The sequence below is a fragment of the Spirillospora sp. NPDC048911 genome, assembly GCF_043198015.1.
Lineage (GTDB): Bacteria > Actinomycetota > Actinomycetes > Streptosporangiales > Streptosporangiaceae > Spirillospora.
The window spans coordinates 631694-655779 of record NZ_JBICUD010000005.1; the positions used below are offsets into that span (position 1 = coordinate 631694).

General features: G+C 72.0%; 18 protein-coding genes and 1 riboswitch. Of the genes, 4 read left to right on the forward strand and 14 right to left on the reverse strand.

Going from position 1 to position 24086, the window contains the following annotated elements; genetic code table 11:
• Positions 1 to 89: 89 nt before the first annotated feature.
• From ACGFNU_RS25720 to ACGFNU_RS25740, 5 genes are all read right to left on the reverse strand, one after another.
• Complete coding sequence (locus ACGFNU_RS25720) at positions 90 to 2765, reverse strand: hypothetical protein (RefSeq protein ID WP_392597471.1); 2676 nt, start codon at positions 2763 to 2765, stop codon at positions 90 to 92.
• Positions 2762 to 4570, reverse strand: coding sequence for an HSP90 family protein (locus ACGFNU_RS25725; protein WP_392597473.1), 1809 nt, complete (start codon positions 4568 to 4570; stop codon positions 2762 to 2764). The genes ACGFNU_RS25720 and ACGFNU_RS25725 overlap by 4 nt, the downstream gene beginning before the upstream one ends.
• Positions 4571 to 4749: 179 nt before the next feature.
• Positions 4750 to 5739, reverse strand: coding sequence for a malate dehydrogenase (locus tag ACGFNU_RS25730; protein WP_392597475.1), 990 nt, complete (start codon positions 5737 to 5739; stop codon positions 4750 to 4752).
• 188 nt (positions 5740 to 5927) lie between these two features.
• Positions 5928 to 8147: an NADP-dependent isocitrate dehydrogenase gene (locus tag ACGFNU_RS25735; RefSeq protein WP_392597477.1), complete on the reverse strand. Its 2220-nt coding sequence runs from the start codon at positions 8145 to 8147 to the stop codon at positions 5928 to 5930.
• 144 nt (positions 8148 to 8291) lie between these two features.
• Positions 8292 to 8723 (reverse strand): DUF3017 domain-containing protein, encoded by a 432-nt coding sequence (locus ACGFNU_RS25740; protein ID WP_392597479.1) that lies wholly within the window; start codon positions 8721 to 8723, stop codon positions 8292 to 8294.
• A gap of 302 nt (positions 8724 to 9025) precedes the next feature.
• On the opposite strand from ACGFNU_RS25740, the gene ACGFNU_RS25745 reads away from it, so the two are divergent.
• Complete coding sequence (locus tag ACGFNU_RS25745; RefSeq protein WP_392597481.1) at positions 9026 to 9760, forward strand: FHA domain-containing protein; 735 nt, start codon at positions 9026 to 9028, stop codon at positions 9758 to 9760.
• 231 nt (positions 9761 to 9991) lie between these two features.
• On the opposite strand, the gene ACGFNU_RS25750 is transcribed toward ACGFNU_RS25745, so the two are convergent.
• A complete protein-coding gene (locus tag ACGFNU_RS25750; protein WP_392597482.1) occupies positions 9992 to 10846 on the reverse strand; it encodes a bifunctional methylenetetrahydrofolate dehydrogenase/methenyltetrahydrofolate cyclohydrolase in 855 nt (284 codons plus the stop codon).
• 23 nt (positions 10847 to 10869) lie between these two features.
• A riboswitch (ZMP/ZTP riboswitch) is annotated at positions 10870 to 10957 on the reverse strand.
• An 81-nt stretch (positions 10958 to 11038) separates the two neighbouring features.
• Here ACGFNU_RS25750 and ACGFNU_RS25755 point away from each other — a divergent pair.
• Entirely contained in the window at positions 11039 to 11635 is a 597-nt protein-coding gene (locus tag ACGFNU_RS25755; protein ID WP_392597483.1) for a GNAT family N-acetyltransferase, read from the forward strand.
• 5 nt (positions 11636 to 11640) lie between these two features.
• Here the strand turns inward: ACGFNU_RS25755 and ACGFNU_RS25760 are convergent, their stop codons facing one another.
• The 3 genes from ACGFNU_RS25760 to purN form a co-directional block, all read right to left on the reverse strand.
• On the reverse strand, positions 11641 to 11820 hold the full coding sequence (locus tag ACGFNU_RS25760; RefSeq protein WP_392597484.1) for a hypothetical protein: 180 nt from the start codon (positions 11818 to 11820) through the stop codon (positions 11641 to 11643).
• A 167-nt stretch (positions 11821 to 11987) separates the two neighbouring features.
• Complete coding sequence (purH, locus tag ACGFNU_RS25765) at positions 11988 to 13538, reverse strand: bifunctional phosphoribosylaminoimidazolecarboxamide formyltransferase/IMP cyclohydrolase (RefSeq protein ID WP_392597760.1); 1551 nt, start codon at positions 13536 to 13538, stop codon at positions 11988 to 11990.
• A 43-nt stretch (positions 13539 to 13581) separates the two neighbouring features.
• Positions 13582 to 14283, reverse strand: a complete 702-nt coding sequence (purN, locus tag ACGFNU_RS25770) for a phosphoribosylglycinamide formyltransferase (RefSeq protein ID WP_392597485.1) — start codon at positions 14281 to 14283, stop codon at positions 13582 to 13584.
• 151 nt (positions 14284 to 14434) lie between these two features.
• Here purN and ACGFNU_RS25775 point away from each other — a divergent pair, with 151 nt between their 5' ends.
• On the forward strand, positions 14435 to 15061 hold the full coding sequence (locus tag ACGFNU_RS25775) for a DUF4190 domain-containing protein (RefSeq protein ID WP_392597487.1): 627 nt from the start codon (positions 14435 to 14437) through the stop codon (positions 15059 to 15061).
• 36 nt (positions 15062 to 15097) lie between these two features.
• On the opposite strand, the gene ACGFNU_RS25780 is transcribed toward ACGFNU_RS25775, so the two are convergent.
• From ACGFNU_RS25780 to sucC, 4 genes are all read right to left on the reverse strand, one after another.
• The gene (locus ACGFNU_RS25780) at positions 15098 to 17044 is read right to left on the reverse strand and encodes a DUF6350 family protein (protein WP_392597488.1); all 1947 of its coding nucleotides are present in this window, start codon (positions 17042 to 17044) and stop codon (positions 15098 to 15100) included.
• A 112-nt stretch (positions 17045 to 17156) separates the two neighbouring features.
• Positions 17157 to 18707 (reverse strand): right-handed parallel beta-helix repeat-containing protein, encoded by a 1551-nt coding sequence (locus tag ACGFNU_RS25785; protein WP_392597489.1) that lies wholly within the window; start codon positions 18705 to 18707, stop codon positions 17157 to 17159.
• 358 nt (positions 18708 to 19065) lie between these two features.
• Positions 19066 to 19953 carry a succinate--CoA ligase subunit alpha gene (gene sucD, locus ACGFNU_RS25790; protein WP_392597490.1) on the reverse strand — a complete coding sequence of 296 codons (888 nt, stop codon included), beginning with the start codon at positions 19951 to 19953 and terminating at the stop codon, positions 19066 to 19068.
• 3 nt (positions 19954 to 19956) lie between these two features.
• Positions 19957 to 21135, reverse strand: a complete 1179-nt coding sequence (gene sucC / locus ACGFNU_RS25795; RefSeq protein ID WP_392597492.1) for an ADP-forming succinate--CoA ligase subunit beta — start codon at positions 21133 to 21135, stop codon at positions 19957 to 19959.
• A 349-nt stretch (positions 21136 to 21484) separates the two neighbouring features.
• Between sucC and ACGFNU_RS25800 the strand changes: the two genes are divergently transcribed.
• The gene (locus ACGFNU_RS25800) at positions 21485 to 23125 is read left to right on the forward strand and encodes a glycoside hydrolase family 15 protein (protein ID WP_392597493.1); all 1641 of its coding nucleotides are present in this window, start codon (positions 21485 to 21487) and stop codon (positions 23123 to 23125) included.
• A 20-nt stretch (positions 23126 to 23145) separates the two neighbouring features.
• Here the strand turns inward: ACGFNU_RS25800 and ACGFNU_RS25805 are convergent, their stop codons facing one another.
• Positions 23146 to 23910 (reverse strand): TSUP family transporter, encoded by a 765-nt coding sequence (locus ACGFNU_RS25805; RefSeq protein WP_392597495.1) that lies wholly within the window; start codon positions 23908 to 23910, stop codon positions 23146 to 23148.
• Positions 23911 to 24086: the final 176 nt, after the last annotated feature.

Genomic DNA, 24086 nt, shown 5'->3' on the forward strand with positions numbered 1-24086 from the left:
CCGAGGGCAGGAAGGGCCGCCGTCCAAATCCCCGTGTACGGAGTGCAGTCTATTGAACGCGAAGTGTCATTATCGGCGGACACGCAGAGTCATCGGAGTTCGTCCTGGATGCTGGCGCGCAAGCGCAGGGCGGCCTCCGCCGCATCTGTCTCGTCCAGCTCCGTGTAACCCTCGATGGCCTCGTCCACGCTGCGCAGCGCTTCGTCATAGCGGGAGAGGTTCGCGAGCAGACGGGCCTCGTCGTAGGCGACCATCGAGCTCTCCCAGGTCAGGGCGGCCGGATTGTCTCGCGGCAACGCCTCCAGACCGGTCCTGGCCTGCTCGATCTCGGCCAGGGCATCGTCAGCCCGGCCGCTCCACAGGTGACAGAGCGCGCCGCGCCGACGCGTCCGGACGACGCCGAAGGGGTTCCCGGCCTTCGCGAACGCATCGGCGGACTCGGCGAACCGTTCCGCTGCCAGAGCATCCTTGTCGAGCCCCGTGAGCACCTCGGCGGCCGTCTCCAGGAGCTGCGCGGCCGCGCCAGGGTCGTCCTCCTCGCGCGCGAGCTCCACGAAGAGGTCGGCGGCCTGCGGCTCGCCGAGCTCGCGCTGGGAGTGGGCGAGGATGAAGCGAAGGCGGCGTTCGGTGGCGGGGTCGTCGAGCTGGGCGAGGTTGGGCGCCGCTTCCTCGGCGACTTCGGCGGCCTCGAAGTGCCGTCCGGTCGTGTAGTAGGCCGCCGCCAGCTCCACGCGGACGAGGGCGGCCTGGAGGTGCGCGCCGTCGGCGGTGTACCCGGCCACCGCCTCCACCAGATCGGCCACCGCGTCCACCGCCCGCTCGCGCGACAGCAGGAACGTGCCGCGCTCGGCGTGGACGGCGAGCCGGAGGTCGGGCGCCTCCGCGTGCTCCAAGGCCTCGTCGAACGCCGCCAGCGCCTCGTCCAGGCCGGCCGGGTCGTGCGCCAGCAACTGCGCGAGCATGAAGGACGCCTGGGCGAGCGGCTCGCGGTCATCGACGGTCCGCAGCGCGGCGCGGGCCCGTCTGAGCACGGCCACGGCCTCCTCGTGGCGGCCGAGTCTCGCCAGCGCCTGGGCCCGGTGAAGCTCCAGGTCGCCGATGTCGTCCGGTTCGACGGGTTCGAGACCGTCGAGCGTCGCGACGGCCTCCTCCGGCCGGCCCGACTCCAGCTGGTGACCGCTGAGCCGGAGCCGCGCGGTCAGGGCGCGCCGCGTGCCGGGCGCGTGCTCGTCCAGGTAGGCGACCGCCGTCGTGAGCAGCTCGACGCCCTCGGCCGGCTGGTCGAAACCCGCGAGGACCCCGCCGACGCGGCTGAGGACGGAGTGCTGGAGGACGGGATCACCGGCCGCCGCGTACAGCTCCGCGGCGCGGCGCCATTCGGCCAGCCCGGCCTCCGGCTCGCCGCCCATGAGCAGTTCGAGCCCGCGCCCGTCGGCGCGCCGCGCGCGCTGCGCGGTGGTCGGCTCGATGCCGGTCGCGGTCACGATCTCGTCGAAGCGGCGCCAGGCCGCCCGGGCCGCCGGCAGGTCACGGGCCTGCCACCGCTGGTCGCCCGCCGCCAGGAGCGCGTCGAGATCATCGAGGTCCGCGTAGTCCGGGGCGGGCGGCGGAACGGGCGTCTTCGGCCCGGCCGCCGTCCCGGCGGCGGGACGGCGGTCGTGCGCGGTCAGCGGGAGGCGATCGACGAGCGGCTCGGCCGCGAGGATCCGCCCCATGAGCTCGCTCTGGTACGTGGTGCCGTTGCGGGCGTCGAATCGCGCGGCGAGCTCGGTGGTCAGCGCGGCCAGCTCGGCCCGCAGCGCGGCGGCGGGCACGTCCGCGGCCTCCCGGTCGCCGTGCGCGGGCCGGCGGAGCGTGACGCCGGGCGCGTGGCCGGTCTCCTCCAGCCGCCGCAGCAGCGACGCCGACGCGGCGGCGAACCGCATCGCCGCGTGCGGGCTCGGCGCCCGGTCGAGCCAGCCCAGATGCCGCTGAAGGATCTCCAGGCCGCGCGCCTCGTTGCCGGTCCGCGCGCAGAACTCGATGTGATCGGCGATATCGGCGAAGTCCGCGATGTTGGCCCGCATGATCCGGTAGCCGCGCCGGTGCGCGTCCCGCGCGTCCGCCAGCCGGCCCGTGCGCAGGTAGATCGGCAGCAGCGTGGTGAGGATGCCCTGCGGCTGCTCGGTGCAGTTGAGCTCGGCGCTCAGCACGGGCGCCGCGATGGCCAGCGCCTCCTCGTCCCGCTGCCGGCTCGCGAGGTGGTGGACCATCCCGGTCGGGTCGCAGCCCGCGCAGTCCGACAGCTCGTCGCGCGGCGCCGCCCGCCACCGCGCGTACCACTCGTCGGCCGCCGCGACGTCGCCGACGTGGCGCGCGACCACATGCCGGTAGTGGAACACCGCCTGCAAGCTGTGGCCGCTGAGCCGATAGCGGCGCTCCATCTCGTCGAGGATCGCGTACGTGCGGTCCAGAGGGACGTCGGGGAAGAGCGTGAGCGAGTTCACCATCCACTTGAACTGCCACAGCAGCCGGTGCTCCTCGGCGAAGCGGCCCGGGTCGCGGTCGTGCTCGGACAGGCACCGGCTGAACGTGGTGAACGCCTTGGCCGGCTCCCCGCCGTACTGGTAGGCGGTCGTCAACTCCATCCGCACCCGGTACGCCAGCTCGGCGTCGGCCGCGGCCTCGGCCTGCCGGAGGGCGTCCTCCACCAGCACCGTCTTGGCCTCGCCGTACGGGAGCTCCCCCGCGCGCGCCATCAGGTCATAGACGTGGTCGACGCTCACGGCGTGGCCTCCGGGTCGTGCACGGCCCAGTCGAGCAGGCCGAGGAACGAACGGTTCAGGACGGCGGTGTCGGCGGCGCGCAGCGGATGGTGGCCGAGCAGCAGCGCCTGCCCGTACAGCGCCTGGACCGCCAGCTCGATCAGCCCCTCCTCGGCGGGGCCCGGATCCCCCGGCGGGGGCGCCGCCCCGGGTTTGATCATGGTGACGCGGCGGGTGAGGGGGTTGCGGTGGTTGAGCACGAGCTGCGGACGGTCCCGTTCGACCGCGTCGTTCATCGCGCCGAGCACGTCGTTCCACAGGTCGTCGGCCAGCTCCCGAGCCTCCGCCAGCTCCGCCTGGTGGCGGGCGGCGCGGCTGGTGAGGTAGAGGGCGGGCAGCGACGGCGGGTCGAAGTCGCGCAGGACGACCTCGCAGCCGAGCCGGTCGACGGCGCGCTGCGCGGCGGCGAGGAACGGCCGCAGCGCGAGCTCGGCGGCCGGGTCCAGCACCCCGAAGTGGGTGGTCAGCTCGGCCGGATCGAGGCGGCGCAGCGCCACGTCCGGATCGATCTGCGGGAGCCGCTCGATGATCTCGGTGTCGTGGACGTAGCCGCCGTTCACCAGCCCGACGCCCTGCGCGGCGGACACCGCCGACAGCCGCCGGAACTCCTCGACGTTGGTGGTGTACCGGCCACCGGCGTGGCGCTTGCGGAACTCCGCCAAGGTCATCGGGCCCGCGGAGGTCTCGAACTCCAGCCAGCGGTCGACGATGCGCAGCATGTCGTCGTCGTGCAGGGCCATCGCCTTGACGCCGAGCTGGTGCAGGCGCAGGAACCCGCGCAACCGTGCCGGATCGGTCTCCGAGAGGCGCACGAGCCACTGGCGCAACTGCTCGCCCAGCGCGTCCCGGGTCGACTCCAGCAGCTCGTCCTCGTACAGCGCCTCGCGGCTGGCGGTGGGGCGCAGTTCCCCCGCGTCCACCACGCACCGCACGAAGAACGCCCACTCCGGCAGCAGGCCCTCGACGTTCTCGGCCAGCAGCATCCGCTTGAGATAGACGCGGTGCGCGGCGCGGGCACTCGGCGTGACGGGTTGCGGAAGGACGAAGGCGACGCCGGTGAGCCCGGCCTCGGGCACATCGAGCTCGATCACGTCGTACGGCTCGAATCCGTACAGCTCACGGCAGTAGGCGTCGAGCGACCGGCGACGGCGCGCCGGATCGGGGTGCGCGGCCTGCCAGGGCGGGCCGTCCTCGGTGATCGCCACGCCGTCGACGGTGAGGCCTACCGGCAGCAGCGAGCCGTACGCGCGGGCCAGCTCGGCGACGGTGGCCGGGGCGAGGAGATCGGCCGAGCCGGGACGGGGCCGCAGCGTGACGGTGGTGCCGGGCTCGTCGCGTTCACCGGGCTCGACCTTGTAACGGCCGTCGGCGAAGCCGGTCCACCGGACGGCCGCCCCGGTCTCGCTCCTGGCCGAGCGGGTCACGACCTCGATCTCGTCGGCGACCAGGAACGCCGACAGCAGGCCGATCCCGAACTGGCCGAGGAAGTCGTGCCGGGCGAAGCCCAGCTCGTCGCGCTTGGACGAGCGGCCGATGGTGGCGAGCAGCCGGTGGACCTCGTCCTCGGTGAGGCCGATCCCGTCGTCATGGACGCGCAGCAGCCCGTCGCCGGTCTCGATGGTGACCGTCCCGGCTTCGCCGCGGGCTGTGATCGCGTCCACCGCGTTCTGCAACAGCTCGCGCAGGTAGACCCGTGGGCTGGAGTACAGATGGCGGCTGAGCAGGTCCACCACGCCACGTAGATCGACTTGAAACGCCTGCTCCACCCGTGCGTCCTCCCGGCGAACGCCGCCACCCTCGGAACGCGCAACGGCTGACCCGCCACTTTATCGAGTGCCTGCGGGGCATCTCCGACATTTGCGGCACGACGGGGCCGTCCGGAGACCAACGAGCCCCGGGCGGCCGGCCCGGGGCTCGCGTGCCGACCTCGCGATCAGCTGTGGCGTCAGATCAGGCCCAGCTTGCGGACCGCGTCGCGCTCTTCGGCCAGCTCATTGACCGAGGCGTCGATGCGGCCACGGGAGAAGTCGTTGATCTCCAGGCCCTGGACGATCTCCCACTTGCCGTCCTTGGTCGTGACCGGGAAGGACGAGATGAGGCCCTCCGGCACGCCGTAGGAGCCGTCGGAGACGACCGCCATGGACGTCCAGTCGCCCTCGGCGGTGCCGTTGACCCAGGTGTGCACGTGGTCGATCGCGGCGGAGGCGGCCGACGCGGCCGAGGACGCGCCCCGGGCCTCGATGATCGCGGCGCCGCGCTTGGCGACGGTCGGGATGAAGTCGTTCTCCAGCCAGGCCTGGTCGTTCACGGTCTCGGCGGCGTTCTTGCCGGCGATCTCCGCGTGGAACAGGTCCGGGTACTGGGTGGCCGAGTGGTTGCCCCAGATGGTCAGCTTCTTGATGTCGGAGACCGACACGCCGGCCTTCTTCGACAGCTGGGCCAGCGCGCGGTTGTGGTCGAGGCGGGTCATCGCCGTGAAGCGCTCGGCCGGGACGTCCGGGGCGTGCTGCTGGGCGATGAGGGCGTTGGTGTTGGCCGGGTTGCCCACGACCAGGACCTTGATGTCGTCCGCGGCGCCGGCGTTGATCGCCTCGCCCTGCGGCTTGAAGATGCCGCCGTTGGCCTCCAGCAGGTCACCGCGCTCCATGCCCTTGGTACGGGGGCGGGCGCCGACCAGGAGGGCGACGTTGGCGCCGGCGAAGGCCTGGGTGGCGTCGTCGAAGATGTCAACCCCGTCCAACAGCGGGAAAGCGCAGTCGTCGAGCTCCATGGCGGTGCCCTCGGCGGCCTTGACCGCCTGCGGAATCTCCAGCAGGCGCAGGCGTACGGGCGTGTCCGCGCCGAGCAGCCGCCCGGACGCGATGCGGAAGAGCAGGGCGTAGCCGATCTGGCCGGCGGCGCCGGTGACGGTGACGTTGACTGGGGTGCGAGCCATTGCCTTCTTCATCTCCTGTTTCTGACGAGTCCGGCGTGAGCCGCCGCGGAGGTTCTCTCGTCGTCGAGATATTCCACCCGCCAGGTTATCGCGCGCCCGGCGTGCCACATCCGCCAGGTGCGCCGACCGGCATCGAACAATGCCGAAGGCCGCTCCGGATCACCGGAGCGGCCTTCGTCGCACGGGCCTCAGGCGAGGATCGCGAGGGCCTTGTTGAAGGTCTCCGACGGCCGCATGACCGCCTCGGCCTTGGCCGGGTCGGGCTGGTAGTAGCCGCCCAGGTCGACGGGGTCGCCCTGCACGGCGAGCAGCTCGTCGACGATGGTCTGCTCCTGCTCGGCCAGCGTCTGGGCCAGCGGCGCCAGCGCCGCGGCGAGCTCGGCGTCGTCGGTCTGCCGGGCCAGCTCCTGCGCCCAGTAGAGCGCGATGTAGAAGTGGCTGCCGCGGTTGTCGATCCCGCCGAGGCGGCGGGTCGGCGACTTGTTCTCGTTGAGGAAGGTGGCGGTGGCGCGGTCCAGCGTGTCGGCGAGGATCTGGGCCCTCGCGTTGCCGGTGGACGTGGCCAGGTGCTCGAAGCTCGCGGCCAGGGCGAAGAACTCGCCGAGGCTGTCCCAGCGGAGGTAGTCCTCCTTGACCAGCTGCTGCACGTGCTTGGGCGCCGAGCCGCCGGCGCCGGTCTCGAACAGGCCGCCGCCCGCCATCAGCGGGACGACCGAGAGCATCTTGGCGCTGGTGCCGAGCTCCAGGATCGGGAAGAGGTCGGTGAGGTAGTCGCGCAGGACGTTGCCGGTCACCGAGATCGTGTTCTCGCCGCGCCGGATGCGCTCGACCGAGAACTTCGTCGCCTCGACCGGCGACATGATCTCGATGCGCAGGCCCTCGGTGTCGTGCTCGGGCAGGTAGGCCCGGACCTTCTCGATCAGCCGGGCGTCGTGGGCACGGGTCTCGTCGAGCCAGAACACGGCCGGGTCGCCGGTGGCGCGGGCACGGCTCACCGCGAGCTTCACCCAGTCGCGGATCGGCGCGTCCTTGGTCTGGCACATGCGGAAGATGTCGCCGGCGGACACCGGCTGCTCCAGGAGGACCTCGCCGGCCTCGTCGACGACGCGGACGGTGCCGTCGGCGGGGATCTCGAAGGTCTTGTCGTGGCTGCCGTACTCCTCGGCCTTCTGCGCCATCAGGCCGACGTTGGGCACCGAGCCCATGGTGGCGGGGTCGTAGGCGCCGTTGGCCCGGCAGTCGTCGATGACGACCTGGTAGACGCCGGAGTAGCTGGAGTCGGGGATCACCGCGAGGGTGTCGGCCTCCGCGCCGTCCGGGCCCCACATGTGGCCGGAGGTGCGGATCATCGCCGGCATCGAGGCGTCGACGATCACGTCGCTCGGCACGTGCAGGTTGGTGATGCCGCGGTCGGAGTCGACCATGGCGAGCTCGGGGCCGGCGGCGAGCTCGGCCTCGAAGGAGGCCTTGATCGCGGCCCCCTCGGGCAGCGCGTCGAGGCCGGCGAGGATGGCGCCGAGCCCGTCGTTCGGGGACAGCCCCGCGGCGGTGAGGGTCGCGCCGTGCGCGGCGAAGGTCTCGGGGAAGAACGCGCGGACCACGTGGCCGAAGATGATCGGGTCGGAGACCTTCATCATGGTGGCCTTGAGGTGCACGGAGAACAGCACGCCCTCGGCCTTGGCGCGTGCCACCTGGGCGCCGAGGAACGGGGTGAGCTCGGATACTCGCATCACCGACGCGTCGACCACCTCGCCGGCGAGCACGGGCACCGACTCGCGCAGCACGGTCACGCCGCCGTTGGGGGTGTCGAGCTCGATGCGCAGGGACCCGTCGGCGCCGACCACGGCGGACTTCTCGGTGGAACGGAAGTCGCCGCCGCCCATCGTCGCGACGTTGGTCTTGGACTCCGGCGTCCAGGCCCCCATGCGGTGCGGGTGGTTGCGCGCGTACGCCTTGACCGAGGCGGGGGCCCGGCGGTCGGAGTTGCCCTGGCGGAGCACGGGGTTGACCGCGCTGCCCTTGACCTTGTCGTAGCGGGCGCGGATGTCGCGCTCCTCGTCGGTCTGCGGGTCGTCGGGGTAGTCGGGCAGCGCGTAGCCCTGCGACTGCAACTCGGCGATCGCGGCCTTCAGCTGCGGCATGGAGGCGGAGACGTTCGGCAACTTGATGATGTTGGCGTGCGGGGTCTCGCTGAGCCGGCCGAGCTCGGCGAGGGCGTCGTCGATGCGCTGCCCCTCGTCCAGGAACTCGGGGAAAACGGCGATGATGCGGCCCGCCAGGGAGATGTCGCGGGTCTCCACCGTGACGCCCGCGGTCGAGGCGTACGCCTGGATGATCGGAAGGAACGAATAGGTGGCGAGGGCCGGGGCCTCGTCGGTGTGCGTATAGATGATCGTCGAGTCAGTCACCCGGGACACTCCCTCTATTCTGTGCGCCATTGCTCGATATCAAGATAACTGGTGATTCATCGGGCTCATGACAAGAGACGGCGCCCGAACGGCGCCGGATATTGTTACTGGCCAGTGTTACTTGTCAGTTAGGTACGACCCGGGTCATTCGCCGCCGCTTCGGCCGGGGCGTCTCACCAGGAGCACCCTGACGACGCTGACGACCAGGGCGAGGGCGATCAACAGACCGAAGACGCCGACCACCGCCATTCCCGTCGTGTTCGTCGGCGGCACGCTGAGCGCGATGAACGCGACCATCTCCCCTAGCAGCAGCAGCGTGCAGACGTCGATGAACCGGCTGCGCACCGCGAGCAGGCCGACCTGGGAAACCGGGAGTATCACCCTTGCCAGCGCGGCGACCAGCAAGGCCGCCGCGACCAGCAGGGATCCGCGCCGGAAGTAGTTGAGCGAGCAGAGGATCAGGCCGCCCGCCACGCCGCAGAGCACGATCGCGTAGGGCAACTGGGCGAGCCAGCGCGGCGCGGCGCCGCGCCGCTTGGGTGCTTTGCGCCGGCGCCGGTGCAGCTCCGTGCTCATGGGCCTCGATCCGCGGTCGGGCGAACGTTCCGTCGGATCTCACGTTAGCCGCAACGGAGGGCCCTCACGACCGGGCCGATGATGGGCCCGTTTTCGGGGCGCCGGGTCCGGACATTTCTGACGTCCGGCAGGTCCCTCGCGGGAACCACTCACGGCGGAGCTGATACACGTGGGGCCCGATACGTGTGGATGGACACGAAAAGCCTTGTGCCACAGTCCCTACTCGCCAGTAGGAGGGTGTGACGGTGACGCGCCCGGGTAACCCGGCAGACAGGGGTCGCTAACTAGCTGGGAGGACTGCCGTGGAGGGGCCGTTCATGCGGATCGAGGACAGCGGGCTGGTGATGCCGTTGCGCCCCGACGTCACGACGGTCGGGCGAGGACGAGGAGTGGACATTCGTCTCGACGACCCGAGTGTGTCCCGATTGCACGCAGAGATCGTTCGGCGCGGCCCGTACGTATACGTGGTCGACATGGGTCTGTCACGGAACGGAACCCGCGTCAACGGCCGGCCGATCGCCCGCCGCGTACTGGAGGACGGTGACGTCGTGAGCTTCGGCACGGCGCGCTGCCGGATGGGGGGAATCCCCCGCGAGGAGGTCGATCCCGACGTCGAGCTGCGGCGAGCCGTGGCACCCGAACTCACCCGCCGCGAGGTCGACGTGCTGACCTCGCTCTGCCGGCCCGCCCTCTCGGACGAGGCCTTCGTCGCCCCCGCCACCGCGCGGGAGATCGCCGGCGACCTGGTCGTGACCGAGGCCGCGGTCAAGCAGCACCTGCTGCGGCTCTACCAGAAGTTCCGCATCCCCGAGGGCGCCAACCGGCGTACCCGGCTGGCCAACGAGGTCATCGCGATGGGCCTCGTCCGGCCACTGCCCCCGGTGCACGTCCCCCAGCAGAACCGGCCCCCCATGGACGGCCAGGGACCTGGGGGGGTCCGGCGCGCGGCTCCGCCGGGCGCCAACCACGCAGGGCACGCAGCGGGCCCGCGCGGACCGGCCACCACGAGCACGACCGCCGGCCGCAGGGCAAGCTGAGATGAGCTGCGGCCGTCCCCACGGCAGCGCAAACCCAGGGGACGGCCGCAGAACCGCCCGCCGTGATCATGTGGCCGGGTCCACCCCGGCCCCCTGATCACGGCGGGCGACCCCTTTCCCAGACCCTTCGCACTCGCCCCCCGCCCACTCCCCTAGCCCCCGCGTTCACAAGACCAGCGTTCGCAAGACCGCCGCGTTCGCTGGACGGCGCGTTCGTCAGGCGCGGCTTGGTCAGGCGTGGGGGGTGGCTTCCGCGGCTTCGACCACGTTGGCCAGGAGCATCGCGCGGGTCATGGGGCCCACGCCGCCGGGGTTGGGGGCCACCCAGGCGGCCACGTCACGGACCGACTCGGCCACGTCGCCGGCGAGCTTGCCGTCGACGCGGGAGACGCCGACGTCCAGGACGGCGGCGCCGGGCTTGATCATGTCGCCGGTGATGAGGCCGGGGACGCCGGCGGCGGCCACGACGATGTCGGCGTCGCGCACATGGGCGGCCAGGTCGCGGGTGCCGGTGTGGCAGAGGGTCACGGTCGCGTTCTCGCTGCGGCGGGTCAGCAGGAGCCCCAGCGGGCGGCCGACGGTGATGCCACGGCCGATCACCGTGACCTCGGCCCCGCGCAGCGGCACCTCGAAGCGGCGCAGGAGGGCGACGATGCCCTTGGGCGTGCAGGGCAGCGGCGCCTCCTCCATCAGGACGAGGCGCCCGAGGTTGACGGGCTGGAGGCCGTCGGCGTCCTTGGCGGGGTCGATCATCTCCAGCACGCGCTGCTCGTTCAGGCCCTTGGGCAGCGGGAGCTGGACGATGTAGCCCGTGCAGGCGGGGTCGGCGTTGAGCTCGGCGACGGCGCGCTCGACGTCCTCCTGGGAGGCGTCGGCGGGCAGGTCGCGGCGGATGCTCTCGATGCCGACCTCGGCGCAGTCACGGTGCTTCATGTTGACGTAGGCGTGGCTGCCGGGGTCGTCGCCGACGAGCACGGTGCCGAGGCCGACGGATACGCCGCGATCGCGCAGCGCCTCGACACGGACCTTGAGGTCGGCGCGGATCTCCGCGGCCGCCGCTTTACCGTCCAGGAGCTGTGCCGTCATTGGTTCCTCCGTGCGCTCAGGGGCCCGTACACCCAGGCGCGCGGTGTGCGGGCAATCCTTCGCTCCCCGGTGGTCGAATCCACCTTGACTGCGCCAGTCGCGTTGGGCCCCATGGTAGCGGCCGAGAGGTTTCCCGGAATCGCGCCAGAGTGGCTATTTCGGGCACTCCATATCCGGCCCTAGCGTGTGGCCATGACCGATGCGTGGTTCGACCGGCCGGCCTTGACCGGCCGTTATGTACGGCTGGAGCCCCTCTCCGCCGAGCATGCCGAGGGCCTGTTCGCGGCGGGGAAAGACCCGGGCGTCTGGACCTGGCTCAGCCGGCGGCAGCCCGAGAACGCCGGTGAGATGCAGGAGATCGTCGAGGCGAAGCTGGCGGCGTACGAGCGGCGCGTCCAGGTGCCTTTTGTCCAGCTCGACGCCGCGACGGGCGAGGTCGCGGGCACGACGTCGTACTACGACCTCGACCTCGAGCACCGGGGGATCTGCATCGGCTCCACCTGGCTCGGCGCGCGGTGGCAGCGCACCGGTATCAACACCGAGGCGAAGCTGCTCCTGCTGGAGCGCGCGTTCGAGGGTCTCGGCGCGCTGCGCGTGGGCTGGCACACCGACAGCCGGAACGAACGCTCGCGGCGGGCGATCGAGCGCTTGGGCGCCACGTACGAGGGCGTCCACCGCAATCACCGGATCAGGCCGGACGGGACGATGCGCGACACCGCCGTCTACTCGATGATCGACTCTGAGTGGCCCGCCGCCCGGGCGGCGCTGGCGGCGCGGCTGCGGGACTGACCCCGTCAGTCCTGGTCGGTGCGGCCCCGCCAGGCGATCAGGCGGTCGGTGCCGTGCCAGCCGAGCTGGGCGGCCAGCATGGCGGCGAGGAAGGCGGCGACGAGGCCGATCAGCTCACGGGACTCCATCAGCAGGGACGCCGTCTGCACGACGTTCCCCAGGATGAGGGTGGCCAGGAAGTCCATCACGCCTCCTTCAGCGCTTGGGCGCGCCGAAGTCATGAGGGCGTAAAGGCGCGACGATTCCCGAGGCTACCAACGCCTAAACGTAAAACTCCCCACAAGGCGCGAAACGGCCGCGAGATCGTTCTCGCGGCCGTTCCGGTACAGCGGGGACGAGGGGGACCGGCGGGTCAGTGGAAGAAGTGCCGGACGCCCGTGAAGTACAGGGTGATCCCGGCCTTCTGCGCGGCCTCGACGACCTTCTCGTCGTTGACCGAGCCGCCCGGCTCGACGATGGCCCGGACCCCCGCCTCCGTCAGCACCTCGAGGCCGTCGGGGAACGGGAAGAAGGCGTCGGAGGCGCCCACCGAGGCGGCCGCGCGCTCGGCACCCGCGCGGGTCACCGCCAGCCGGGCCGAGTCGACCCGGTTGACCTGGCCCATGCCGACGCCGGTCGTGGCGCCGCCGGCGGCGAGCAGGATGGCGTTGGACTTGACCGCGCGGCAGGCCTTCCAGGCGAACGCGAGGTCGCGCAGCGTCGCCTCGTCGGCCGCGTCGCCGGCCTTGAGCTCCCAGCCGGCCGGGTCGTCGCCGGCGGCGTCGACGCGGTCGACGGTCTGGACGAGCACGCCGCCGTCGATCCGGCGGAACTCGGCCGGGTTGGCCGGGGCGTCCGGGCACACCAGCAGGCGGATGTTCTTCTTCCGGGTGAGGATCTCCAGCGCCTCGGGCTCGAAGCCCGGGGCCACCACGACCTCGGTGAAGACCTCGGCGACCTGGGCGGCCATCGCCGCCGTCACCGGCCGGTTGACCGCGATCACGCCGCCGAACGCCGACACCGGGTCGCACTCGTGCGCCTTGCGGTGCGCCTCGGCGACGTCGGCGCCGACCGCGATGCCGCACGGGTTGGCGTGCTTGATGATCGCGACGGCGGGCTCGTCGAAGTCGTACGCGGCGCGCCGGGCGGCGTCCGAGTCGACGTAGTTGTTGTAGGACATCTCCTTGCCGTGCAGCTGCTCGGCACCGGCGAGCCCGGCGGGGCCGTCGCCGGCGGTGAAGAGCGCGGCGCGCTGGTGCGGGTTCTCCCCGTACCGCAGCACGGCCTTGCGCTGCCAGGTGGCGCCGAGGAAGTCGGGCCAGCGCGCCTCGGCGCCGACCTCGTCGGGCGCGTAGACGTTGGCGAACCAGGAGGCCACGGCCACGTCGTAGGAGGCGGTGTGGGAGAACGCGGCGGCGGCCAGGCGGCGGCGCTCCTCGATCGTGAAGCCGCCCGCCTCGACGGCGGCGAGGACCGTGCCGTACGTGGCGGGGTCGACGACCACCGCGACGCTGGCGTGGTTCTTGGCGGCGGCGCGGATCATCGTCGGCCCGCCGATGTCGATCTGCTCGACGCACTCGTCCGGCTTGGCGCCGGAGGCGACGGTGTCGGCGAACGGGTAGAGGTTGACCACCGCCAGGTCGAACGGCTCGACCGACAGGTCTTCGAGCTGCTGGACGTGGTCGTCCTTGCGCCGGTCGGCGAGCAGGCCCGCGTGCACCTTGGGGTGCAGGGTCTTGACGCGGCCGTCCAGGCACTCGGGGAACCCGGTGAGCTTCTCTACCTTCATCACCGGCACCCCGGCGGCGGCGATCCGCGCCGCCGTGGAGCCGGTGGACACGATCTCGACGCCGGCCCGGTGCAGGCCCCGGGCCAGCTCCGCCAGCCCCGTCTTGTCATAGACGCTGATCAGCGCACGCTTGATCGGCGCTTGCCCCGGGGGGCCCTGGGGGGTCGTCCCCCCAGAATTATTCGCGACCCGACTCACCGGTCGAGCTCCCCTCATCGGTCGGTCCAGCCTCATCGGTCGGTTCGGCCTGGTCGGCCGGTCCACAGGTCCGGCACTTCATGGAGACCCGCCTGCCCCGCGTGGTCCAGCCGTCGCGGGCCAGCCGTCCGACGACGTCGACCAGAAGCCGGCGCTCCACCTGCTTGATGCGCTCGTGCAGGGAGTCTTCGTCGTCGTGCCAGCCCACGGGAACGGTCTCCTGGGCGATGACGGGTCCGGTGTCCACTCCTTCGTCGACGAAGTGCACGGTACAGCCCGTCACCTTCACGCCGTACGCCAGGGCGTCCCGTACGGCGTGGGCACCCGGGAACGACGGCAGCAGCGCCGGGTGGGTGTTGACGATCCGGCCGCCGAACCGCTCCAGGAACCGCTTGCCGAGGATCTTCATGAAACCGGCGGAGATCACCAGGTCGGGCTCGTGGGCGGCGACCGCGTCGGCCAGCGCCGCGTCCCACGCGTCCCGGCTCTCGAAATCGGGGATGCGGGCGGTGAAGGTGGGCAGACCCGCGGCGGCGGCCCGCTCCAGGCCGCCGATCCGCGCGCGATCCGCGCCCACGGCCACCACACGCGCCCCGTAGGCTGGGTCCGAACACGCGTCGAGCAGCGCCTGTAGGTTGGTCCCCGCGCCGGAGACGAGGACGACGAGCCGGGCGGACACCATGACTCCCTGGTGGACGTTGGGGTTGGCAGGGACACCCGAAGCCTACCGGCCGCACGCCGGCGCCCCTTGTTCGACGCCACAGGTCAGACACCACTGACCATCGGACACCACCGATCAGACGCCAGAGTTCAGAAGGGCCAGGAGGACGAACGTGAGCGAGCAGCCCGGTCAGGGCGAGGGCGGGGTCGGCACGCCCGGCCGTCCCGGCCTCTCCGACCGCGACGAGATCCCCGGTCGCCCGGACCTGCCGGAGCGCGGCGACGCTCCAGGCGATGCCGGACGCCCAGACCTCTCCAAGCGCGAGGAGACCCCGGGTCGCCCCGATCTCCCCGAACGCGGCGGTGGCCGGCTCCCCTCCTGGCGCACCCCGGGTCAGGGCCCGGGGCCGCGCCCGGTCGAACGCCTGGGCTGGCGGGCTCTCTGGCTCGGCGCCGGCGCCCTCGTGATCACCCTGTTCTTCTTCCCGGTCGGGCTGGTCCTCGGCGCCGCCGCCCTGTGGGTCGGCGTCAAGGCGCGCCGGAGCGCCCGCCGCCAGCACGGCGTCGCGCCGGGTGCGGTCGCGGGCGTGGTGCTGGGCTCGGTCGCGCTGGCGTTCTCGGCGTTCTCGCTGGTGCTGACGGTGTTCTTGTGGCCGGAGCTGAGCGGCTACCAGACCTGCGTGGGCAAGGCCAACACCAGCACGGACGAGAAGGCCTGCCGGGACGAGTTCTACCCGAAGATCGAGGACAAGCTGAACCTCCCCGCGGGCAGCATGTCGAAGTACGGCGACCTCTTCTGACGGTCCGCTTCGGATGGTCCGGCGTGGGTCCGGTCCTCAGTCCTGGTCCGGCTCGTCCCTGAGCACGTAGATCGCTCCACCGCGGTTCTCGGTGCGTCCCGGGTCGTCCCGGTCACGGGGCTGCGGGACCGGCCGCTGCTCGTCGGCCGGAGCGGGGTCGGGCGGGACGTGGGTCTCGGCGACGACGACCTCGCGTTCGGAGGCCCATCGGGTGTCCGTCACAGGGTCGGGCTCCGGCTCCGGCTCCGCGGGGGCGAGGTCCCCGGTCTCTTCGGCGAGATCGGGCAGCGGGTCGGCGGGCCGCGTCCTGGCCCTGGCCGGTTTGCGGGGCGCCAGCACCGGCTCGGCCTCTTCGAACTCCAGCGGATCGGGCCCGAACGGAGCAGGCTTCCGAGGCGGTGAGGCCGGCGGCTCGGCCGCCGGGGGCGGCGCAGCGGGGGCCTGCACAGCGGCCTTCGCGGCCGTCTTGGCGGGTGCCTTGGTGCCCGCCTTGGCGGTCGCCGAGGCGGGCGCGGGTGAGGCGGTACGGCGCCACCGGCGCTTGTTCCGCTTGCGGGGGGCCGTCTTCGCGACCGGCCGCCGCAGGAACATCCAGTTGGCGATCCAGGCGGCGATGGCCGCGGAGATGCCCACCTCCAGCGCGGCCAGCAGCCCGACCTGCCAGGCGGACGGCCCCATGGTGGCCATCCGCCCGCCGCCCAGCGGGCCGCCCGACAGCGCGGCCAGCAGGGCGGCCACGGCGCCGGTCAGCGCCCCGGAGACGAATCCCCAGAGCGGCGCCGCCTCGTACACCGGGCTCGGCATGTTGCGGACGGTCAGCACGCCGCCGACGGCACCCGCGATGAACGGGGCGGCCAGCGCGAACAGCGACAGCGCGGGCGCCGGGCCGGGCTCGGGCAGGGCCGCGAGGGGCGGGAACGTGGGCACGATGTCGAGGAAGACCCCCGTCGGCGACACGGTCGTGCTCGCGCCGACAGAGAAGCCGGGGCCGATCGCGTACGCCATCCCCCAGATCACCGCGTTCGGCAGGTAGACCAGCTCGACCACGAGCAGCAGCACGCTGCCGATGATCCCCGGCGCCAGCATGTCGTGGAGCCGGGCGGCCTCGGACAGGTGCACGGTCAGCGAGATGCCGACGAGGACCGCGCCGGAGGCGAGGAGCACGGCCATCGAGCCGGTGACGCCGATCACCAGGGAGCGCGGCCGGTCCGGCAGGAGCCGCAGCAGCGCTCCCAGCCCCGACCGGACCCGCGCGTCGGGATCGTCGGCCGAGCCCTGCGCCACCACGGCCCGTGCCGCGCCCATCCCCCCGGCCAGGACGGCCGTCAGGAAGCACGCGACGAGCGCCTGCCAGACGGACGCCTTGACGGCCGTGGAGGCGGCGGCGAGGGCCAGCAGCCCGGCGAGGGCCGCGTAGGGCACCGCCAGCGCGACCGCCACGTGGACGACGCCGACGCGCTGGCGGCGGGCGGAGTTCATGCCGACGGCGCGGACCATCCAGCCGCCGCTGCGGTAGAGCAGCGCCCCCGGGAGGACGATCAGGCCGAGCGGGAGCAGCCCGACCGGGCCGTGGTGCGCCGAGAACCCGGCGTGGTGGGACACGAGCCAGAAGTTGACCGCCGTGCGGAAGACCCCGGGAAGCCCGGGGCCCAGCGCGGTGCGCGGCGCGCCGATCCAGCCGATGAGCGTGATCGTCGTGAGCACCGCGAGCCCGATGCCGATGCTCCACAGCGCGCCCACCAGGCCCGTCACGTACAGCGGGCGGGCCATGCCGCCCGCGAGCCCGCCGGCGGCCTGCGGTGCCGGGGCGGCGCCGCCCCGGTCGACGCTCCCCCGATCGGCGCCGCCCCGGGCGGCGTTCCCCCGGGCGGCGCTCCCCCTGCCCGGCGGTGTCCCGCCCCGGTCGGCGGCCCTCGGCGCGGCGGCCCGGGGCGGCTCCGGTCGTTCCGGTCTCACTCGCCGCGGAGGGCTCACATCGCTCACGGCGTCAATGCTGACAGCCTGGCGGCGCCGCGCGCCCCCGCTCGTCCGGCGTGTCGCCTTTGTCGTGGACGATCAAGGGCTCCCGGCGTGGACGATCAGGAGCGGGCGCGGCTCATGGGCGGCGCGGGGTGTCGAACCAGTCACAGCCGATGGGCCGGGGGTCGTCGCGTCCGTACTGCGAGCACGGCAGGCCTGCCAGGACCTTGAAGGGCTGCCCGAGCCAGGAGAACAGCGAGCCGCCTGAGGGCTTGTCGCATGTGGGCAGGTGAACCGGGTCGGAACGGACGCGGCCGTACGACGAGGTATTGGCCTGCCAGCAGTTGCCCTCCCCCTCCTCGTCCCACCACACGTCCTGGCCGTTGGGTGCTTTCCGGCCGCCGGGAGCGATACCGAAGACGTTGCCCACGTAGCGGTTGCGGTGCGAGGTGTCGCGGAACTTCGCCGGGTCGTTCTCGCCGCGCAACGGGGCCGGCACCCAGATCTGCTTGAAGCCGTGCCGCCAGTTGTCGTACAGGCGGTTGCGCTCGTAGGTGTTGTCGTTGCCGCCACCGAGGAGCAGGCCCGTGCCGACCGGTACGGGCGGGGCCGGGCAGACGACGCCGCGCTCGTGGCCGCGGTCGCGCGGCGGCTTCTTGCAGATGCCGTCCCAGATGTTGCCGTAATAGTTCACGTTGTTGCTGTAGATCAGGTTGTTCCGGAACGTGGCGTGGTTCTGCGGCAGGCCCGGATGGCCGGGGAACGCGCTGTCCATGGACACCCCGGCCGAATTGTGATGGAAGCGGTTGTCGTGGGCGAAGACCGAGTCGCCCGCCGTGCCCGAGTAGCCCAAGGTGTTGTGATGGGAGTCGCAGCGCCGGATCTCCACGGAATGCCGCTTGCCGTTCAGGGGTGACGCCGATCCCGGATAGAGCCCGGCGTCGCCGCTGCCGTAAGCCTCGCAGTCGGTGTAGAGACCGTGGTCGGTGGCGAACGTGAGGAAGCCGTACTCGTCGTTCCAGCGGGCCAGCGCGCGGTCGATGACGAAGCCGTCCTGCTCGATCACGTACACCCCGTTGAACTCGAAGAGCTGGGTGGTGATGTTGCGCAGGTAGAAGCCGTCGGCCCGGTCGGCGCGGATGCCGTTGAGCTTGGCCCACGTCCCGTCGGCCTTGAAGCCGCCCTCGATGACGACGTCCGTCATCGTCCGCCCCGTCCCCTCCATCTGGAGGTCGCAGCGCGGCCCGTCGCACGCGTAGTCGTCGTCGCCCGGCGTCACATCACCGAAAACCGCAATGAGGTTCTGGAGATTGGGGCACGCGTACTGCTGCGCGTACGACAGCAGGTGCTGCGTGGCCAGCTCCGCGCACGCACCGGTCGGCTGGGCCCGGCTGGGCTCCTCCCGGTAGGTGCCCGGCAGCACATAGATCGTCGTGCCGCGCTTCGTGACCGCGTTCACGGCCGCCTGCACATGCTCGAACGCGCACTCCTTCAGCAACTGCTCGTTGAACCGGCGCAGCGCGCCGCTGTAGCGCTTAATGACCGTGCCGGACCCGGGCTTGCAGACCACCAGCCGTGGCCCCGCCCCCGGGGCGCGATAGACGGGCACCGTGCCGTTCCCTGCCGGGAACCGCACCGGCCGCTCCGCATGCCCGAACGCGGGCAGCACCCCCACAAGAAGCGCCACAACCGCCAAAACCGCGACAACGCCACCCCTCCTCCACCACGCCAGCGCGCCACCCGCCCCCAGGCCGCCCGAGGCCGCGCCGCCCAAGGCCGCGCCGCCCAAGGCCGCGCCGCCCAAGGCCGCGCCGCCCGAGGCCGCGCCGTGCGGGGGTGCGTTTCGAGGGGTCGTGCCGCCTGGTTCCATGTCGCGAAATATGAACGACCCTCGCTTTGCCGCCCAGACCCAGGTCACGTCCGGAACAGGCCATGGGGTGGTGGAAACGTTTCCATCGCGGCGACCGGAACGCGAAAGACGCCCGGGCCGCGTGGGGCGGCTCGGGCGTCTTTTCGTCGATCCGTGGTCGGGCGCGGGCCCTGGATCAGAGGTTCTTCATGATGTCGTGCATCAGCCGGGCGGTCTCGCTCGGCGTCTTGCCGACACGGACGCCGACCTTCTCCAGGGCTTCCTTCTTGGCCTGCGCGGTGCCGGCGGAGCCCGACACGATCGCGCCGGCGTGGCCCATCGTCTTGCCCTCGGGAGCGGTGAACCCGGCGACGTAGCCGACGACCGGCTTGGTCACGTTCTGCTCGATGAAGGCGGCCGCGCGCTCCTCGGCGTCGCCGCCGATCTCACCGATCATCACGATCGCGTCGGTGTCCGGGTCGTCCTGGAACGCCTTGAGGGCGTCGATGTGGGTGGTGCCGATGATCGGGTCACCGCCGATGCCCACGCAGGTCGAGAAGCCGAAGTCGCGCAGCTCGTACATCATCTGGTACGTCAGCGTGCCCGACTTGGAGACCAGGCCGATGCGGCCGGGCGTGGTGATGTCGGCCGGGATGATGCCCGCGTTGGAGGCGCCCGGGGAGGCGATGCCGGGGCAGTTGGGCCCGATGATCCGGGTCTTGTTGCCCTTGGACTCGGCGTACGCCCAGAAGTAGGCGGTGTCGTGCACCGGGATGCCCTCGGTGATCACCACGCACAGCGGGATCTCGGCGTCGATCGCCTCGACCACGGCGTCCTTGGTGAACTTCGGCGGCACGAAGACGACGGAGACGTCGGCGCCGGTCTCGGCCATGGCCTCGGCCACGGTGCCGTACACCGTGAGCTCCTTGCCGTCGAAGTCGACGGTCTGGCCGGCCTTGCGGGCGTTGACGCCGCCGACGACGGAGGCGCCGGAGGCGAGCATGCGGCGGGAGTGCTTCATGCCCTCCGAGCCGGTGATGCCCTGAACGATGATCTTGCTGTTCTCAGTAAGCCAGATGGCCATTGCTCATGCACCTGCCGCAGCGAGTTCGGCGGCGCGCTTGGCCGCGTCGTCCATCGTCTCGACCTGCTCGACACCCGGCAGCGCCGCGTCCTGCAGGATCTGGCGCCCGAGCTCGGCGTTGTTGCCGTCCAGGCGGACCACCAGCGGGCGGTTGACGGTCTCGCCGCGCTCGCCGAGCAGTTTGTAGGCGGACACGATGCCGTTGGCGACCGCGTCACAGGCGGTGATGCCGCCGAAGACGTTCACGAAGACCGACTTGACGTCGGCGTCGGAGAGCACGATCTCCAGGCTGTTGGCCATGACCTCGGCCGAGGCGCCGCCGCCGATGTCGAGGAAGTTGGCCGGCTTCTGCCCGCCGAACTCCTCACCGGCGTACGACACGACGTCGAGGGTGGACATGACCAGGCCCGCGCCGTTGCCGATGATGCCGACGCTGCCGTCGAGCTTCACGTAGTTGAGGTCCTTGGCCTTGGCCGCCGCCTCCAGCGGGTCGGCGGAGGCCTTGTCCTCCAGCTTGTCGTGCTCCTGGCGGAACGAGGCGTTGTCGTCCAGGGAGACCTTGCCGTCGAGGGCCTTGACCTCGCCGTCGGCGGTCAGGATCAGCGGGTTGACCTCGACGAGGGTGGCGTCCTCGTCGGTGAAGACCGCCCACAGCCGCTCGATGATCTCGGTGGCGCCGGCCAGCGCGGCCTCGGGGAGGCGGCCCCGCTCGGCGATCTCGCGGGCCTTGGCCTTGTCCACGCCGTCCAGCGGCGAGATCGGGATCAGCGCCAGCTTGTCGTGCGGCACGTCCTCGATCTCGACGCCGCCTTCGACGGTGCAGATCGACAGGAACGTGCGGTTGGCGCGGTCGAGCAGGAACGAGAAGTAGAACTCCTGCGCGATGGCGGAGCCCTCCTCGATCAGGACCTTGTGGACCGTGTGGCCCTTGATGTCCATGCCGAGGATCTGGCCGGCGAGCGTTTCCGCCTCGTCGGCGTCGTCGGCGAGCTTCACACCGCCGGCCTTGCCGCGGCCCCCGGTCTTCACCTGGGCCTTGACCACGACCTTCTTGCTGCCCGCTGCGAAGAGCTCCTCCGCGTATGTCCGGGCTTCCTGGGGAGTATGGGCGACCTTGCCGGTGGGCACCGGTACCCCGTACTCGGCGAAGAGTTCCTTCGCCTGATGTTCGAACAGGTCCACGAGGGCGTCCTTTATACGGATCGACAGCCAAAGACCGCGGGAGTGGGGATCGCACGGGGTCGTCCTCCGCGCGGCCGCCACTCTGCGGTCCGCTCCGTCGATGCAGCCTAGTCAACCAGTGTCCATGGTCATGCCGCCGGGTCCGTTCACCGCCATTCCCGCGGCCTCTACCCCTCTTCCGGCGAAGGCCAACCTGGGCTTACCTCCAGCTTCCTGCCGTTGTGGCGGGGTATGGCTCCTGAGGAGGATGCCGCGTTTGGACCCTGAGGAGGATGAACCACTTGGCGGCGTTTGGTGTACTAATCCTCCACCTTGCATTAATGCGGGGTGTCAAGGGGGAGATAGGCCGGTGACCATTGACCGGGGGCGGCTCGTGGGAGCCGACGACCGGGGGGAGCCCGCGAAGGCCGGACGGGGCGTGCCGGGCCGGCGCGGCACATCCGGTTCGATCAAGCGGGGCGGGGGCTGGCGCAGGGTCCGGCGGGCCGCCGCGCTGCTCCTCGTCGCCTCGCTCACGGCCACCTGCGGCGCCACCCTGCGCGGCCCGTCCGGGCCCGACTGGGCCAGCCCTGGCCTGGTCGGCGGCGGTGGCTGGCCGTTCGCCGGCGAGCCGCTGAGCCCGGTGGACGCCTACGGCGCCGCCTACCTCCCTGACAGTTCGGTGGTCCGGCTGGCCGACGGGCGGGTCCGGTTGATCCCCTTCGGCTCCGACACCCCGATCACCGTCGACGCGTCCGACCCGCGGGTGGCCGCGGCGGTCCGTTCCGACAAGGCCTGGCTCGCGCGGGGCACGGTGCCCGGCGCGAACGCGCCGCTGCCCGGCGACGGCCTGCTGCCCAATGCCGCCCCGACCGGCTCCGCCCCGCCGAGCCCCGGCGTGACCGGCTCCGGCGCGGCGGTGGCGCGGCCGGAAGCGGCCGGATCGATCAGCCCTGACACGCGCGCGGTCTACCGGGAGATGGCGGCCCGGGCGCTGCTCGACCTGCGGCTGCTGACCCGGCCCAACGGCGCCTCGCTGGCGTCCTGGTACGACAAGTGGCGCTACTCCTGGCCGCGCGACTCGGCCTTCGCGGTCGCCGCGTTCGCCGTGACCGGGCACCAGGCCGAGGCTCGGCGGGTGCTGCGCTTCCTGGCCAGGGTGCAGAACGAGAACGGCCTGTGGGCGGCGCGCTACAACCCCGACGGCAGCGCGGTCGTCGACGGCCGGCCGCCGCAGCTCGACTCGCTCGGCTGGGTGCTGTGGGCGAGCTGGTTCTTCCGGACGCAGAGCCCCACGGCCACCACCGACCTGCCCGAGTTCTGGCCGATGGTCTCGCGCGCCGCCGACCGGCTCGCCCGCTCGCTGGACGTCGAGGGGCTCCCGCCGCCCTCGTCCGACTACTGGGAACGCGACCACGCCTCGGAACAGGACCCCCGCCGCCCGACCCTCGGGGTCGTCGCGCCCGTGCTGGCCGGGCTGCGTTCGGCCGCCGCGCTGGCCCGCGACCTGGGCAGGACGCAGCAGGCCGCCCGCTGGCAGCGGGCCACGCACCGGCTGTCGGACGCGGTCGCGCGGCAGTTCACACCGCACGGCTACCCGCGCTCGCCGATCGCGGGCGGCCGGATGGACACGTCGGTGACGTTCCTCGCGCCGCCGTTCGCGCCGGTCGACCCGGGTGTGAGCGCGGCGGTGCGCAACGCCTTCGACCGGCAGGAGCTCTCGAACGGCGGGGTGCTGCCGGGCGAACGCTGGGCCGGTGACAAGAAGGTCGCGTGGACGCCCGAGATGGGCATGTTCACGCTCGCCTCGGCCGCGTCGGGCCGCAAGGACGAGGCGCTGGCGCGGCTGGACTGGCTCGCCGCGCACCGCACCTCGCTGGGCGTCCTCCCCGAGAAGGTCGACGAGGACGGCAAGCCGGCCGGCGTAGCGCCGCTGGGCTGGACGGCCGCCACCGTGATCCTCAGCCTGAGCGCTCTCGAACGTCCCCTGCCGATCCCCAACCCGTCCTGACCGGGGGCCGCGGGCGGGGGTCAGGCGAACTGCTCGTAGCCGAGCTTGATCACGAGAGCGGACACGACGCAGAGCAGGACGACGCGCACGAAGCCCGCGCCCTTGTTGATGGCCATCCGGGCGCCGACCTGGGCACCGACGATGTTGCAGGCCGCCATGGCCAGGCCGATCGCCCACAGCACCTCGCCCTGGATCGAGAAGACGATCAGTGCGCCCAGATTGGTGCCGGTGTTGATGATCTTGGCGTTGGCGGAGGCGTTGACGAAGTCGGTGCCGAGCAGGGTGGTGAAGGCCAGCACCAGGAACGTTCCGGTGCCCGGCCCGACCAGGCCGTCATAGAAGGCGATCGCCAGGCCCGGGATCAAGATGGCCGCGGCCAGTCGCCGCCGGGTCCGCAGCACCAGCTTGGGCACCCGGCCCAGGTTGGGCTTGAGCACCACCAGGGCCGCCACCGTCAGCAGCACGACCATGATGACCGGCTTGAGGACGTCCGAAGAGATCGCCGACGCGCACAAGGCGCCGACGGCCGACGAGCAGGCCGCGATGACGCCCGCCGGAACCGCGACGGGCAGGTCGGGCTTGGCCTTGCGCAGATATGCGACGGCCGCCGACGAAGTGCCCGCGATCGAGGCCAGCTTGTTGGTGGCGAGGGCGGCCACCGGCTGGCCGGGATTGAGGACCAGCAGGGCGGGGAGCTGGATCAGTCCGCCGCCGCCGACGACCGCGTCCACCCAGCCGGCGGCGGTGGCGGCCAGCAGAAGCATGATCACGTGCTCGACCTGCAAGGGGGGCTCCGGGAGTAAGGAGTAAATTCATGGTCACGCATGACCCTACTGGAGCCCGGAGGGCGCGATCGTCGCCGGGTTCGCGGAACCCCGCGGGCGTCACACCTTTCTGTCCGGGTTAGCCCTTAATCCCGTCGCGTCAGAAAAATGGGGCGCCGCCGGAGATTGTTCACCGA

Excerpts from the sequence above, each read along its gene's own strand:
- purN (WP_392597485.1), bottom strand. The coding sequence starts at position 14,283 with ATGGTGTCCGCCCGGCTCGTCGTCCTCGTCTCCGGCGCGGGGACCAAC.
- ACGFNU_RS25740 (WP_392597479.1), bottom strand. The coding sequence starts at position 8,723 with ATGAGCACGGAGCTGCACCGGCGCCGGCGCAAAGCACCCAAGCGGCGC.
- sucD (WP_392597490.1), bottom strand. The coding sequence starts at position 19,953 with ATGGCCATCTGGCTTACTGAGAACAGCAAGATCATCGTTCAGGGCATC.
- ACGFNU_RS25730 (WP_392597475.1), bottom strand. The coding sequence starts at position 5,739 with ATGGCTCGCACCCCAGTCAACGTCACCGTCACCGGCGCCGCCGGCCAG.
- ACGFNU_RS25750 (WP_392597482.1), bottom strand. The coding sequence starts at position 10,846 with ATGACGGCACAGCTCCTGGACGGTAAAGCGGCGGCCGCGGAGATCCGC.
- ACGFNU_RS25760 (WP_392597484.1), bottom strand. The coding sequence starts at position 11,820 with ATGGACTTCCTGGCCACCCTCATCCTGGGGAACGTCGTGCAGACGGCG.
- ACGFNU_RS25755 (WP_392597483.1), top strand. The coding sequence starts at position 11,039 with ATGACCGATGCGTGGTTCGACCGGCCGGCCTTGACCGGCCGTTATGTA.